Here is a 14,288-nt window from a genome sequence, read left to right as displayed (position 1 = left end):
GCTATTCGCCCGATGGCCGCCAGATCGTGTTCGAGAGCGACCGTTCGGGCGTGCCGCAGATATATGTCATGCCCGCCTCGGGCGGCGAGGCGCGGCGCATCTCGTTCGGGCAGGGGCGCTATGGCACGCCGGTCTGGTCACCGCGCGGCGACTATATCGCGTTTACCAAGCAGCATCAGGGCCGGTTCCATATCGGCGTGATGCGCACCGATGGATCCGAGGAACGGCTGTTGACCTCGTCCTTCCTGGACGAGGGACCGAGCTGGGCGCCGAACGGGCGGGTCATCATGTTCACCCGCGAAAGTGCCGGGGCCGAGGGTGCACCGGTCCTGTTCTCGGTCGATATCACCGGCCGCAACCTGCGCCGCGTGCCGGTGCAGGGATCGGCCTCGGACCCGTCCTGGTCACCGCTTCTGCCCTAGGGGGCCACGTTTTCAAATCGCGATCCGGCTGATAGGATGCTTCCATCGGTCCGGCACGGACAATCAGGCAAGACACAAGGAAGACCCGCATGACCCCGATTTCCAAGACCCTGATGGTGGTGGCCGCGCTGGCCGTTGCCGGTTGTTCCAATCCCGACCGTTTCGGTTCCGGCAGCGGTGCCGGCATGGGCGCGGGCGGCAGCGGCTTCGGTATGGACGGCGTTGCGTCCGATCCGCGCTCGGTCGCCTATTTCAACCAGACGGTGGGTGACCGCGTGCTGTTCGCCGTGGACCAGAGCACGCTCAGCGATACCGCGCGGGCCACGCTGGACGGTCAGGCGCGCTGGCTGATGGACAATCCCGAATATTCCGCCACCATCGAGGGGCATGCCGACGAACAGGGCACCCGCGAATACAACCTCGCGCTGGGGGCCCGGCGTGCCAATGCGGCGCAGGAATACCTGATCTCGCGCGGCGTCTCGCCCGCCCGGCTGCGCACCGTCAGCTATGGCAAGGAGCGGCCCATCGAGATCTGCTCGAACGAGGCCTGCTATTCGCAGAACCGCCGCGCCGTGACCGTGATCGCCGCGGGCGCGGGCGTCTGAGGGTCGCCCGATGCGCCGTTTCGCCATTCTGCTGACCGTTTCCGTCGCGCTGGGCGCGGCCTTTCCCGCCGCCGCCCAGTCGCGTCAGGAAACGCTGGCCGATATCCGGCAGGAAATGTCGATCCTTCATGTCGAGATCCAGCGCCTCAAGCGCGAGCTGTCCACCACCGGGGCGCCGGGCGGCGCGGCCGGGGGCGGTTCGGCGCTGCAACGGCTCGACCTGATCGAACAGGAATTGCGGCGGCTGACCTCGAAGACCGAGGAACTGGAGTTCCGCATCCAGCGAATCGTCGAGGATGGCACGCGGCGGATCGGGGATCTGGAATTCCGGCTGGTCGAGCTTGAGGGCGGGGATGTCAGCAAGCTGGGCCAGACCAGCACGCTGGGTGGCGCGGACCTCGCCCCTCCCGCGACCGCCCCTTCGCCGGCGCCTGCGATCCCGAACGGGGCGCAGCTTGCCGTTGGGGAACGGGCCGATTTCGACGCGGCGAAGGCAGCGCTGGACGGGGGCGACGCCGAAACGGCCGCTGCGGGATTCGCCGCCTTTACCGAGGCCTATCCCGGCAGCCCCCTGTCGGGCGAGGCGCATTTCCTGCGTGGCGAGGCGCTGACCGCGCAGGGCGAGACCTCGGGCGCGGCGCGGGCCTATCTCGATAGTTTCTCGGGTAGCCCGGACGGGCCGCGCGCGGCCGCCGCCCTTTACCGGCTGGGGCTGGCGCTGGACGGGCTGGGCCAGCGGCGCGAGGCCTGCGTCACGCTGGTCGAAGTGGGCACGCGCTTTCCGGGCAGCGTCGAGGCGCAGCAGGCCGAGTCTGCGCTGGACGCCATCGGGTGCAACTGAGCCCCATCGCCCGCGCGCTGGAGGCGGCCCTGTCCGCCTCCTGCCCGGGCGATGCGCCGCTTGGGGTCGCGGTTTCGGGCGGGGGGGATTCCGTGGCGCTGCTGCTGGCGCTGGCCGGGCGGCGCGTTCACGCGGTCACCGTCGATCACGGGCTGAGGCCCGAGGCCACTGCCGAGGCGCGCTTCGTGGCCGAAATCTGTGCGCGGCTGGGCCTGCCGCATGAAACGCTGCGCTGGCGGGGCTGGGACGGTCAGGGCAATCTTCAGGATGCGGCGCGCCGGGCGCGCTATCGGCTGATCGCCGATTGGGCGGCGGGGCAAGGGATCGGCCGGGTCGCACTGGGCCATACGCGCGACGATCAGGCGGAAACGGTGCTGATGCGGCTGGCGCGCGGGGCGGGGGTGGACGGGCTGTCGGCGATGGCGCCTGCGCGCGATGCGCTGGGGGTGACCTGGCTGCGGCCCTTTCTGGGCCTGTCGCGGGCCGATCTGCGCGCCTTCCTGACCGAGCGTGGGCAGGGCTGGATCGAGGATCCCTCGAACGAGGATGCGCGTTTCGACCGGGTGCAGGCCCGCCGCGCGCTGGCCTCGCTGGCGCCGCTGGGGATCACCGCCGAGGGGCTTGCGGCGACCGCTGCGCGCATGGGCTCGGCCCGCGCGGCGCTGGAGGCGGCGACGCTGGCGGCCGCGCGGCATGTGGCGCGCGAGGAGCGGGGCGATGTGGTTCTGGCCCGGGCGGGGCTGGACGCGCTGCAAGACGAGATCGCCCGCCGCCTGCTGGTCGCGGCCTTGTGCTGGGTCGCCTCGTCCGACTATCCGCCGCGGGCCAAGGCGCTGGTCGAGACGCTGGCCGCGCTGGACAGCGCGCCGCGGGCCACGCTGCATGGCTGCCTGATCGCGCGCGAAGCCGGTGGCTTGCGCATCGCGCGGGAGCCTGCCGCGGTGGCCGGAACGGTCGCGCCTGCGGATGCGCTCTGGGACGGGCGCTGGCGGCTGGACGGACCCTTGGGGCCGGGGCTGAAGATCCGCGCGCTGGGCGAGGCCGGGCTGGGCGATTGCCCCGACTGGCGAGCGACCGGCCTGCCGCGTGCCTCCCTGCTGGCATCGCCGGGCATCTGGCAGGGCAAGCGGCTGGTCGCGGCGCCGCTTGCGGGGCTGTCCAACGGCTGGAAGGTCCGGCTCACGACAACGTTAAGCCAGCGGATCATCTCGCATTGAACATGATCGCCTGATCGCTATCTTAGGCCAACGGACAAGCCCCCGGCCTGTCCGTGCCGTCATTTCAAGGAGAACGCCGTGGGCAACGCGCGACAAATCGCATTCTGGGTGGTCCTGTTCCTGCTGATCCTCGCCCTGTTCAACCTTTTCAGCGGCGGCCAGGGGACCATGTCCTCGCGCTCGATCAGCTATACCGAGTTCCTGAACAGCGTGGAAAACGGCGAGGTGGCGAGCGTCACGCTGGACGGCGAACGCGCCGTGATCCGCGCGAATGACGGCAGCACGGTCACGACCATCATTCCGCGCGGGGCGGACATCACCGACCGCCTGCTGGCCCGAAAGGTCGATGTGCGCGCCGAGCCGCAGGAGCAAAGCGGGCTGCTGGCCTATATCGGCACGCTGCTGCCTTTCATCATCCTGATCGGGATCTGGCTGTTCCTGATGAACCGGATGCAGGGCGGCGGGCGCGGCGGCGCGATGGGCTTTGGCAAGTCCAAGGCGAAGCTGCTGACCGAAAAGCATGGCCGCGTGACCTTCGACGACGTGGCGGGCATCGATGAGGCCAAGGAGGAACTTGAGGAGATCGTCGAGTTCCTGCGCAACCCGCAGAAATTCAGCCGCCTGGGCGGCAAGATCCCGAAAGGCGCGCTGTTGGTCGGCCCGCCCGGCACCGGCAAGACGCTGCTCGCGCGTGCCATCGCGGGCGAGGCGGGCGTGCCGTTCTTCACCATCTCCGGCTCCGACTTTGTCGAGATGTTCGTGGGCGTCGGCGCGTCCCGCGTGCGCGACATGTTCGAACAGGCCAAGAAGAACGCGCCCTGCATCGTCTTCATCGACGAGATCGACGCGGTCGGCCGGTCGCGCGGCGTGGGCTATGGCGGCGGCAATGACGAGCGCGAGCAGACGCTGAACCAGTTGCTGGTCGAGATGGACGGGTTCGAGGCCAACGAGGGCATCATCATCGTGGCCGCCACCAACCGCCCCGACGTTCTGGACCCCGCGCTGCTGCGTCCGGGCCGGTTCGACCGGCAGGTGCAGGTGCCCAACCCCGACATCAAGGGCCGCGAGAAGATCCTGGGCGTGCATGCCCGCAAGGTGCCGCTGGGCCCCGATGTGGACCTGCGCATCATAGCCCGTGGCACGCCCGGTTTCTCGGGCGCGGATCTGGCGAACCTGGTGAACGAGGCGGCGCTGATGGCCGCGCGCGTGGGCCGGCGCTTCGTCACGATGGAGGATTTCGAGAACGCCAAGGACAAGGTGATGATGGGCGCGGAGCGGCGGTCCATGGTGATGTCCGAGGACGAGAAGAAGCTGACCGCCTATCACGAGGCCGGCCATGCCATCGTCGGGCTGAACGTGCCCCAGCATGATCCGATCCACAAGGCGACGATCATCCCGCGCGGTCGGGCGCTGGGTCTGGTGCTGTCGCTGCCCGAACGTGACCAGCTCTCGGTCAGCTATACCAAATACACCTCGAAGATCGCGATGGCGATGGGCGGACGGGTGGCCGAGGAACTGGTCTTCGGCAAGGAGAACGTGACATCGGGCGCGGCCTCCGACATCCAGCAGGTCAGCCGGATCGCCCGGGCGATGGTCACCCAGTTCGGCTTTGCCGAGGAACTGGGCTATATCGACTATGCGAACGAGCGGGAAAGCTATCTGGGCACCTATGGCGGCGGCGCGCAGCATTCGGCGGCCACGCAGAAGCTGATCGACGACAAGGTCAAGGAACTGGTGGACCAGGGCTATGAGACCGCCAAGCGTATCCTGACCGAGAAGCGCGACGACCTCGAAAGGCTCGCGCAGGGCTTGCTGGAATACGAGACGCTGACCGGCTCCGAGATCACGAGGGTCATCGCGGGCGAGCCGCTGAACCGCGGCGACGATGGCGATGTGCCGCCCAGGGGGGGCGACACGCCCTCGGTCACGGCGATCCCGAAGACCAGGCCGCGGCCCAAATCGGGGCTGGAACCCGAACCGCTGGCCTGACCCGTTTCGATGTGACGGACAGAAACCCCGGAACCGGACAAGATTCCGGGGTGTTCGTGTGCGACCGGCGCGCTTTGTCGGCTGGCGCGCGCTGCTCGGTCCCTTCGGCGCCCAGTCCTTATGTATGCTGGTCCTGCCCGCCTGCTGCCGCTATCTCTGGCACAAGCCGGCCTTGAGGTATGAAACGAACATGGCCCCGAAATCCGATATCGAGATCGCCCGCGCGGCACAGAAGCGTCCGATCCAGGAGATCGGCGCCAGGCTGGGCATCCCCGAGGCGGATTTGCTGCCCTTTGGCCATGACAAGGCCAAGGTCGGGGCGGAGTTCATCGCGGGGCTCAAGGACCGGCCCAATGGCAAGCTGGTCCTCGTGACCGCGATCAACCCGACGCCCGCGGGCGAGGGCAAGACCACGACGACGGTGGGGCTGGGCGACGGGCTGGCGCGGATCGGCAAGAAGGCCGCGATCTGCATCCGCGAAGCCTCGCTCGGGCCGTGCTTCGGGATGAAGGGCGGTGCTGCGGGCGGCGGCTATGCGCAGGTCGTGCCGATGGAGGACATGAACCTTCACTTCACCGGCGATTTCCACGCGATCACGTCCGCCCATAACCTGCTGGCGGCGATGATCGACAACCATATCTACTGGGGCAACGAGCTGGGCATCGACCCGCGCCGCGTAAGCTGGCGGCGCGTGACGGACATGAACGACCGGGCCTTGCGCGACATGGTCTGTTCGCTGGGCGGCGTGGCGAACGGCTATCCGCGCCAGACCGGTTTCGACATCACCGTGGCCTCGGAAGTCATGGCGATCCTGTGTCTTGCGACCGACATCCATGACCTGCAAAAGCGGCTGGGTGACATCATCGTGGGCTATACCCGCGACCGCGCGCCGGTGCATGCGCGCGATCTGAAGGCGGACGGCGCGATGACCGTGCTGCTGAAGGATGCGCTCCAGCCGAACCTCGTGCAGACGCTGGAGAACACGCCCGCCTTCGTCCATGGCGGGCCGTTTGCCAATATCGCGCATGGCTGCAATTCGGTCATGGCGACCACCACCGCGCTGAAACTGGCCGATTACGTCGTGACCGAGGCCGGTTTCGGGGCCGATCTGGGCGCCGAGAAGTTCATGAACATCAAGTGCCGCAAGGCCGGGCTGGCGCCGTCCGCGGTGGTGATCGTGGCGACCGTGCGCGCGCTCAAGATGAATGGCGGCGTGGCCAAGGCCGATCTGGGGGCCGAGAACGCGGACGCCGTTCGGGCGGGCTGCGCGAATCTGGGCCGCCATATCGAGAACGTGAAATCCTTTGGCGTTCCGGCGGTTGTCGCGATCAACCATTTCGCGGGCGATACCGAGGCCGAGATCGCGGCCGTGCAGGAGTTCGTCTCGCATCAGGGGTCCGAGGCGATCCTGTGCAGGCATTGGGCCGATGGCAGCGCGGGGATCGAGGCGCTGGCACAGCGCGTCGTCGCGTTGGCCGAGGCCGACCATCACGGGTTCGCGCCGCTCTATCCCGACGAGATGGGCCTGTTCCACAAGATCGAGACCATCGCCAAACGCATCTATCGCGCGGGCGAGGTGATCGCCGACAGGAAGATCCGCGACCAGCTGCATGGCTGGGAACAGGCGGGCTATGGCAACCTGCCGATCTGCATGGCCAAGACGCAATATTCCTTTACCACCGATCCGAATGTCCGCGGCGCGCCCGAGGGCCATTCCGTGCCGATCCGCGAGGTGCGGCTGGCGGCAGGGGCTGGGTTCGTCGTGGCGATCTGCGGCGAGATCATGACCATGCCCGGCCTGCCCGGCAAGCCCGCGGCCGAGACCATCGGGCTGAACCCCGAGGGCCAGATCGAGGGGCTGTTCTGAGGGTCGGATTGCAGGCCAGCGGAGGGCAGGCTAACAGGGGCGGGAGAAAGCGACCCACGCAAGGAGGGGACCGGATGATCCCGCCTCAGGACTGCCGGAGCATGGCCGAACTGCGCGCCCAGATCGACGCGCTGGACGGCGATCTGGTGGCGCTGCTGGCCGAGCGTGCCCGCTATATCGACCGGGCGGCGGAACTGAAGCCCGCCGAGGCCCTGCCCGCGCGGATCGGCGCGCGGATCGACGAGGTGATCGCCAGGGTCCGGGCGCGGGCCGAGGCGGAGGGGCTTGACCCCGAACTGGTGGAACGGCTTTGGCGCGAACTGATCGAATGGTCGATCGCGCGCGAAGAGGTGGCGATGGGACCGGGGGAGAACAAGGCATGAGTGCGGACATCATCGACGGCAAGGCATTCGCCGCCACGATCCGCGGCAAGGTGGCCGAGCATGTGGCGCAGCTGCATTCCGAACACGGGCTGACGCCGGGGCTGGCGGTGGTGCTGGTGGGCGAGGATCCGGCCAGCCAGGTCTATGTGCGCAACAAGGGCCAGCAGACCGAAGAGTGCGGCATGGCCTCGTTCGAGCATCGTCTGCCCGCCGAGACCTCCGAGGCCGATTTGCTGGCGCTGATCGCCCGGCTGAACGCGGCGCCCGCGGTGCATGGCATTCTGGTGCAATTGCCGCTGCCCGATCATATCGACTCGGCCAAGGTGCTGGACGCGATTGATCCGGCCAAGGATGTCGATGGCTTCCACATCTCGAATGTCGGGCTGCTGGCGACAGGGCAGAAGGCGCTGGTGCCCTGCACGCCGCTGGGCTGCCTGATGCTGCTGCGCGACCGGCATGGCTCGCTTGCGGGGATGGATGCGGTGGTCGTGGGCCGGTCGAACATCGTGGGCAAGCCGATGGCCCAGCTTCTGCTGCGCGACAGTGCGACCGTGACCATCGCCCATTCCCGCACCCGTGACCTGGCCGGGCTGTGCAGCCGCGCCGATATCCTGGTGGCCGCCGTGGGCCGGCCCGAGATGATCCCGGGCGACTGGATCAAGCCCGGCGCCACGGTGATCGACGTCGGCATCAACCGCATTCCCGCGCCCGAACGCGGCGAGGGCAAGTCGCGGCTGGTGGGCGATGTGCATTACGACAGCGCCGTGCAGGTCGCGGGCGCGATCACGCCGGTGCCGGGCGGCGTCGGGCCGATGACCATCGCCTGCCTGCTGGCCAACACGCTGACCGCCTTTTGCCGGGCGCATGGTCTGGCCGAGCCCGAGGGGCTGACCGCCTGAGCGCGGTCAGGCGCTGACCGGCACCATCGTCCCCAGCAGCGTCGCCACATGGCGGCGCGCGGTGTCCTGTCCGGCGTGGACATCGGCGCGCACCACCATAAGCCGCCGCCCCGCGCGCACCACTTCGGCCCGGGCGATCAGCCGCGCGCTCATGGCGGGGGGCGGCGGGGGCCAGCAGGTGGATCGTCATTTCGCTGGTCACGACTTCCTGCCCCGGCGCCATCAGGCTCAGCGCGGCATAGCCCGCCGCGCTGTCGCCCAGCGAAAAGGTCAGCCCGGCATGGGCCATGCCCTGTTGCTGGCCGAATTCGGGCCGGATCGGCGCGGCGATCTCGACCAGACCGGGGGCGAGCGAGAAGATATCCGCGCCGATGGTCCGCATCATGGCCTGCCGGGAAAAGCTGTCCTTGACGGCCCGATCATAGGCGGGATTGCGGGGGGTGTGGGTCATGCGCAAGGCCTCGTTGACGGGGGCGGAGTGAGGCTGGCTCGGTCCCCCGGCTCTGTGTAACTGCGGGTCGCGGCAGGGCTTGCGCGTGCAGCCCTTGCGCGGCACTCTGGAGCCTGTCTAAAGAATTGGCGACTGTGCGTTCAAAGCAATTCATTTGCCTGGTCAAGGTTGTCCTGTTTCCGATGTTGCAAGAATTTGGCCGCGTCCTGTTTCACCCCTCGACCCTGCTGCTTTGGCTTGGGCTGTCGCTCCTGCTGGCGCTGGGCGGTCCGTTCGGCACCTATGCGGCGTCCCTGTCGCAGCGCCTGGCCTTCTGGCCGCTTGTCGTAGGGGCGGGGCTGGCCGGGGGGGCGGCGCTGCGTGTCGTGCTGCGGCACCATCTGGGCTGGCTGGGGTTCTGGCAGCGCGCCCTTGTCAAAGCGGGCGTGCTGACGGGGATCCTTGCGGTGCTGGTGTTCCGGATGGCCGAGGGTCTGGGGCCCGAGGGGATCGAGCGGGACGCTCTGAAAGGTGTCGCCGAGGTCGCGCTGGGCGTTTTCGGGCTGTCGCTGGGGCTGAGCGCGCTGCATATCACGCTGGCGCGGAGCAGGGAGGCGGCGACGGCGGGCGCGGACTGCCCCTTGCTGCGGCGTCTGCCTGCGGAGCGGCGCGGGGCGGTGATCCGGCTGAGTTCGTCGGACCATTACGTTCAGGTCGTGACCGAGCGTGGCACGACACCGATCCTGATCCGTTTCGCCGACGCCATCGCGGAACTTGGCGGGGTCGAGGGGTTGCGCGTGCATCGTTCGCACTGGGTCGCGCTGGATGCGGTGACCGGGGCGCGGCGGGCGGGCGGGCGGCTGTTCCTGACGCTGTCGGATGGAACCGAATTGCCGGTCAGCCGCCGTCACCGCGCAGAGGTCGAGGCGTTGGGCCTTGCGCCGGGCGCATCGGAAGCGGAACCGCCCGCGTCCCGGTAAGGATGGCGATGGCCTCCTGTCCCATCAGCGCATCCAGCACCGGGGCATCTGTCGCAAGCCCCCCGGTATAGGCGCCGAAGGCGGGCAGGATCACGCGGGTCGCACCGGCCAGGAAACAGGGTCGCGCGATGCGCCGCCCGCCGATGGAAAGCCGTGCCTTGGGGTGGTAATGGCCCGAGATCTCGGCGGTTTCGCCAGGCTGCGCGATGTGGCGGAAGGTCAGCGGGCCTTCGCGCCATTCCGCCAGATGGGTGCCGGGCAGGGTGACCGGGCCGGGATCGTGATTGCCCGCGATCCAGACCCAGCGCCGCCCCGCCATCAGCCGCAACAGCCGATCCTCGGCGCCGGGGGGCAGGGCGCGGGCGGCCGCATCGTCGTCGAAACTGTCGCCGAGGCAGACGATTGTCCGGGGGGCGCAGCGCGCGATCTCGGACTCCAGCCGGGTCAGGGTCTCGGCGGTGTCATAGGGCGGCAGCAGCGTGCCGCCGCGCCGCGCCAGCCGCTCGGCCTTGCCCAGATGCAGGTCCGCCACCGCCAGCACCCCCGCCTCGGCCCAGTAAAGCGCGCCCGTGGGCAGGGCGCAGAGCGGGGCGCCGCACAGGGTGAAGGCATGGGCGGTCATGGCCCGTCATCCCGCGAAAGCGCACGGGCCGCAAGGGCTCAGGCAAGCCCGGCCTCGGCCATCAACTGTTCCGCCGCCGCGTCGATCAGGCGCTGTTCCGCCGCGCCCTGAACCGGGATGCGCCCGGCCTCAAGGAACAGCGGCGCGGCCAGCGGGGTGACGCGCGGGCGGCGGATGTGGTCGATCCGACCCTTGACGCGGGCCAGAACCGCCTCGATCCGGCCGAAATCGACCAGCCCCTTCATCGCCTCTTCGCGGGTGATTTCCAGAAGCAGATGGCCGGGGTCGTATTTCATCAGCGTGTCATAGAGGATGTCCGAGGAAAACGTCGCCTGCCGCCCGGTCTTGCGCGTGCCGGGCAGGTTGCGCGCGATCAGCCCGGCGATCACGGCGGATGTGCGGAAGGTGCGCTTCATCACCGCGTTTCCCGCAAGCCAGGTCTCGAACGCGGCGCGCAGTCCGGTGGCGTCCAGCAGATCGGCCGGTTCCGTCACCTCGTCCAGCCCCCAGACCAGCGTGGCGTAATCGGTCGAGACGAAGCCCAGCGGCGCCAGCCCCGCCGCTTCCATCCGCTGCGTGACCAGAAGGCCCAATGTCTGCTGCGCGTTCCGGCCCGCGAAACCGTAGATGCACAGGTGCTGGCGGCCATTCTGCGGGAAGGTCTCGACCAGCAGCCGCTCGCGCTCGGGCAGGCGCGAGACCTGCCGTTGCAGCGCCAGCCATTCGGCGGTGTGGGCAGGCAATTCGGGCCAGTCGGGCGCGCGGAACATGGTCAGGATACGGTCCGACAGGCGCGTGGAGGTGGCGAACTTGGTGCCTGCGAAGACCGCGATCTTCGGCTCGCGGCCGGGGCTGCGGCTGACCTCGACCACCATTTCGCGCAGGCCCTCGTAGCGCACGACCTGCCCGCCGATCAGGAAGGTGTCACCCGGGGTCAGGGTCGCGGCAAAGGCTTCCTCGATCTCGCCCAGCGCCGCGCCGCCGCGCGCGGGTTTCATCCGCACCTTCAGCTTTTCTTCCTCGACAATGGTGCCAAGGTTCATGCGGATTGCCTGTGCGGCGCGCGGATCGCGCAGCGCCCAGCGCCCGTCGGGCTGGCGTTTCAGCCGCTGCCAGCGGTCATAGGCGCGCAGCGCATAGCCCCCCGTCGCCGCGAAATCGAGGCAGGCATCGAAGCGCGCGCGCGAAAGCCCGGCATAGGGACCGGCGGTGGTGATCTCGGCGAACAGGGCATCGGCCTCGAACGGCCCGGCGGCGGCGGTGGCCAGGATATGCTGGCAGAGCACGTCGCCGGGGCCGGGGCCGCGCGGGTCGCCATCCAGATCGTTCTCGCGCACCGCCTGAAGGGCTGCGACACATTCCACCACCTCGAAGCGGTTGGCGGGCACCAGCAGCGCCCTGGACGGCGCGTTGTAGCGGTGGTTCGCCCGCCCGATCCGCTGCACCAGCCGCTTGACGTTCCTGGGCGCGCCGACCTGGATCACCAGATCGACATCGCCCCAGTCGATGCCCAGATCCAGCGAGCCGGTGCAGACCACCGCGCGCAACTGGCCCGCGGCCATCGCCTGTTCCACCTTTTCGCGGGCCTCGCGCGACAGGCTGCCATGGTGGATCGCGATCGGCAGCCCGGCCTCGTTCGCCAGCCACAGGTCGCGGAAGAACAACTCGGCCTGGGCGCGGGTGTTGTGGAAGATCAGCGTGGTGCGGTGGCGCGCGATCTGGTCCAGCACCGCCGATATCGCATAGCGTCCCCCGCCGCCCGCCCAAGGGGGGGGCGCGCCGGTGTCAAGCATCGCGATATCGGGGGGCGGGCCGGGATCGGCGGTCAGGATCTCGCAGGGGTCCGGATGGCGGGCAAGGAAGCGGGCGAGGGCGGGCGGATCCTCGACGGTGGCGGACAGCCCGACGCGACGCAGGCCGGGGCACAGCGTCGAGAGCCGGGCAAGCCCCAGCATCAACTGATCGCCGCGCTTCGATTCCGCCAGCGCGTGGATCTCGTCCACGATCACGCGCTTCAGCCCCCCGAATATGCGCGGCGCGTCCTCGTAGGACAGAAGCAGTGCCAGGCTTTCGGGTGTGGTCAGCAGGATATGCGGCGGGTCGGCGCGCTGGCGGCGGCGCAGGGTCCGGGTGGTGTCGCCGGTGCGGTCCTCGATGCGGATGGGCAGGCCCATGTCCTCGACGGGCGCGCGCAGGTTGCGCCTGATATCCGCGGTCAGCGCCTTCAGCGGTGAAATGTAGAGAGTGTGCAAGCCCGGGGCGGGATTCTCGGCGATCTCGGCCAGAGAAGGCAGGAACCCGGCAAGCGTCTTGCCCCCGCCCGTGGGCGCGATCAGCAACAGCGCGGGCGCCCCGGCGCGGTCCAGCATCGCGCGCTGGTGGGGGTGGATGGTCCAGCCGCGCGCGGCAAACCAGCTATCAAAGGTTTCGAGCATGGGCATCAGCCGGTTCTAGCGCAAGGCGGGGCCGATTTCATGCCGCATTCGCGGGGTTCAGGACTCGATCCAGATCGTCACCGGCCCGTCATTGACCAGCGCCACCTTCATGTCGGCCCCGAACCGTCCCTTTGCCACCGGCACGCCCTGCGCGGCCAGCGCGTGGGCGAAATGCTCGTAAAGCCCTTCGCCCCGGTCGGGCGGGGCGGCGGCGGAAAAGCCCGGGCGGTTCCCGCGCGAGGTGTCGGCGGCCAGCGTGAACTGGCTGATGACCAGCGCCGCACCGCCGGTGTCCAGAACCGACAGGTTCATCCTGCCATCCGCGTCGCGGAAGATGCGCATGCGGGCGATCCGCGCGGCCAGCTTTTCGGCCTTGGCCTCGGTATCGGCGGCCATGGCGCAGACGAGGATCATCAGCCCCGGGCCGATCTGGCCCAGCACCTCGCCATCGACGCGCACCGCCGCTTCGCTGACGCGCTGGACAAGCGCCCTCATGCCAGTTCCTCGCGCCAGGGCGGGTTCGCGCCCGCGCGGCTGACCGTGACCGCCGCGGCCCGGCTGGCCAGGTCCAGCGCGCCGACAAGGGCGGCATGCGACAGGCAGCCAAGCCCCGCCTTCGACAGATGCCCCCCGGCCCTGAGTGCCGCCAGAAGCCCCGCGTTGAACGTGTCGCCCGCGCCGACGGTATCGACCAACTCGACCGGGCGGGCGGGAATTTCGGCCTGCGCCGTGCGGGCAAAGGCGCGGGCGCCATCGGCCCCCAGCGTCAGGACCACCAGTTTCGGGCCGCGTTCCAGAAGACCGCGGGCCAGTTCCGCCGCATCGCCCGGCCCGAGAAGCCAGCGCAGATCGTCGAGCGACAGCTTGACGATATCGGCCGCCGCCACCATCGCCGCGAGGCGCGTGCGCAGGGCGGCTTCGTCCGCGGCGAAACCGGGGCGGATATTGGGGTCGAGCATCGTCACCCGCGCCCCCGCCTCGCGCAGCATCAGCGCCTGATAGGCCGATCCGCACGGCTCGACCGCCAGCGAGATGCCGCCGAAGAACACCGCCTCGATCCGGTCGGACAGGGCGGGCAGATCGGCGGCGGCCAGCATCCGCCCGGCGCTGTTCTCGTCGTAGAAGGCATAGCTGGCCTGCCCGTCGTCCAGCGCCACGAAGGCCAGCGTCGTCGGCCGGGCCGAACGGATCGCAAAGCCCGCATCGACCCCCGATGCAATCAGCGCCCGGTCCAGCATCCGGCCGAACGGATCCTCCGACAGCCCCGAGAAGAACCCGGTCGGTGCGCCCAACCGGCCCAGCGCGATCGCGGTGTTGAAGACCGACCCGCCCGGATGCGGCACAAAGGCCGATTCGCCCGCCGCGGTCCGGCCGGGCAGCATGTCGATCAGGGCCTCGCCCGCACAAAGGATCATGGCGCATCTCCTTGCCGTGTCCCAGCCATACCCGGCCCCTTGGCCCGGCGCAAACCCGCCGCGCGGCGCCGCGCCTTGACGGCTGTCAATGACAGGTGGGCGGGGGCGGGGAATCCTGCGGTCATTGCAGCATTCCACAAGACAGGAGGTCGAGATGGTCGAGAAATCGCACAGCGCAGGCTT

General features: G+C 69.4%; 13 protein-coding genes and 2 pseudogenes. 9 read left to right on the top strand and 6 right to left on the bottom strand.

The genetic code is table 11. The annotated features are described in order from the left end of the window. The 8 genes and pseudogenes from tolB to folD all read left to right on the top strand — a co-directional run. Positions 1 to 422: pseudogene (tolB, locus tag ENN83_RS01155) on the top strand (Tol-Pal system protein TolB); the annotation flags it as partial. Positions 423 to 511: 89 nt separating this feature from the next. Continuing rightward, positions 512 to 1,027: a peptidoglycan-associated lipoprotein Pal gene (pal, locus tag ENN83_RS01150; RefSeq protein ID WP_253088046.1), complete on the top strand. Its 516-nt coding sequence runs from the start codon at positions 512 to 514 to the stop codon at positions 1,025 to 1,027. 10 nt (positions 1,028 to 1,037) lie between these two features. Further along, positions 1,038 to 1,868: a tol-pal system protein YbgF gene (ybgF, locus tag ENN83_RS01145; protein WP_287183078.1), complete on the top strand. Its 831-nt coding sequence runs from the start codon at positions 1,038 to 1,040 to the stop codon at positions 1,866 to 1,868. Between the two features lie 5 nt (positions 1,869 to 1,873). After that, positions 1,874 to 3,085: a tRNA lysidine(34) synthetase TilS gene (gene tilS, locus ENN83_RS01140; protein WP_414707600.1), complete on the top strand. Its 1,212-nt coding sequence runs from the start codon at positions 1,874 to 1,876 to the stop codon at positions 3,083 to 3,085. A 78-nt stretch (positions 3,086 to 3,163) separates the two neighbouring features. Continuing rightward, positions 3,164 to 5,074 (top strand): ATP-dependent zinc metalloprotease FtsH, encoded by a 1,911-nt coding sequence (gene ftsH / locus ENN83_RS01135; protein WP_287183075.1) that lies wholly within the window; start codon positions 3,164 to 3,166, stop codon positions 5,072 to 5,074. 190 nt (positions 5,075 to 5,264) lie between these two features. Next, positions 5,265 to 6,941, top strand: coding sequence for a formate--tetrahydrofolate ligase (locus ENN83_RS01130; RefSeq protein ID WP_287183082.1), 1,677 nt, complete (start codon positions 5,265 to 5,267; stop codon positions 6,939 to 6,941). 74 nt (positions 6,942 to 7,015) lie between these two features. After that, positions 7,016 to 7,324: a chorismate mutase gene (locus tag ENN83_RS01125; RefSeq protein WP_287183072.1), complete on the top strand. Its 309-nt coding sequence runs from the start codon at positions 7,016 to 7,018 to the stop codon at positions 7,322 to 7,324. Next, positions 7,321 to 8,223, top strand: a complete 903-nt coding sequence (folD, locus tag ENN83_RS01120) for a bifunctional methylenetetrahydrofolate dehydrogenase/methenyltetrahydrofolate cyclohydrolase FolD (RefSeq protein WP_287183069.1) — start codon at positions 7,321 to 7,323, stop codon at positions 8,221 to 8,223. The genes ENN83_RS01125 and folD overlap by 4 nt, the downstream gene beginning before the upstream one ends. A gap of 6 nt (positions 8,224 to 8,229) precedes the next feature. Here folD and ENN83_RS16900 read toward each other — a convergent pair whose 3' ends face one another. Both ENN83_RS16900 and ENN83_RS16895 read right to left on the bottom strand, forming a co-directional pair. Continuing rightward, a complete protein-coding gene (locus ENN83_RS16900) occupies positions 8,230 to 8,376 on the bottom strand; it encodes a hotdog domain-containing protein (RefSeq protein ID WP_349760083.1) in 147 nt (48 codons plus the stop codon). Between the two features lie 70 nt (positions 8,377 to 8,446). Continuing rightward, positions 8,447 to 8,512: pseudogene (locus ENN83_RS16895) on the bottom strand (phenylacetic acid degradation protein); the annotation flags it as partial. Between the two features lie 344 nt (positions 8,513 to 8,856). On the opposite strand from ENN83_RS16895, the gene ENN83_RS01110 reads away from it, so the two are divergent. After that, positions 8,857 to 9,633: a LytTR family DNA-binding domain-containing protein gene (locus ENN83_RS01110; RefSeq protein WP_287183067.1), complete on the top strand. Its 777-nt coding sequence runs from the start codon at positions 8,857 to 8,859 to the stop codon at positions 9,631 to 9,633. On the opposite strand, the gene pdeM is transcribed toward ENN83_RS01110, so the two are convergent. Genes pdeM through ENN83_RS01090 form a run of 4 tightly spaced genes read right to left on the bottom strand, consistent with a single transcriptional unit; the run spans position 9,551 to position 14,105 of the window. Further along, positions 9,551 to 10,255 carry a ligase-associated DNA damage response endonuclease PdeM gene (gene pdeM / locus ENN83_RS01105; protein WP_287183064.1) on the bottom strand — a complete coding sequence of 235 codons (705 nt, stop codon included), beginning with the start codon at positions 10,253 to 10,255 and terminating at the stop codon, positions 9,551 to 9,553. The two genes, ENN83_RS01110 and pdeM, sit on opposite strands and share 83 nt — an antisense overlap. A 38-nt stretch (positions 10,256 to 10,293) precedes the next feature. Further along, positions 10,294 to 12,696 (bottom strand): ligase-associated DNA damage response DEXH box helicase, encoded by a 2,403-nt coding sequence (locus ENN83_RS01100; RefSeq protein WP_414707599.1) that lies wholly within the window; start codon positions 12,694 to 12,696, stop codon positions 10,294 to 10,296. 51 nt (positions 12,697 to 12,747) lie between these two features. Then, a complete protein-coding gene (dtd, locus tag ENN83_RS01095; RefSeq protein WP_287183059.1) occupies positions 12,748 to 13,185 on the bottom strand; it encodes a D-aminoacyl-tRNA deacylase in 438 nt (145 codons plus the stop codon). Next, a complete protein-coding gene (locus ENN83_RS01090; RefSeq protein ID WP_287183055.1) occupies positions 13,182 to 14,105 on the bottom strand; it encodes a carbohydrate kinase family protein in 924 nt (307 codons plus the stop codon). Before ENN83_RS01090 ends, dtd begins: the two co-directional genes overlap by 4 nt. Between the last annotated feature and the right edge of the window lie 183 nt (positions 14,106 to 14,288).

The sequence above is a fragment of the Rhodovulum sp. genome, assembly GCF_011048875.1.
Taxonomy (GTDB): domain Bacteria; phylum Pseudomonadota; class Alphaproteobacteria; order Rhodobacterales; family Rhodobacteraceae; genus Rhodovulum; species Rhodovulum tesquicola.
Note: the sequence above shows the minus strand (reverse complement) of the source record. Positions and strands in the feature narration are given on the sequence as shown.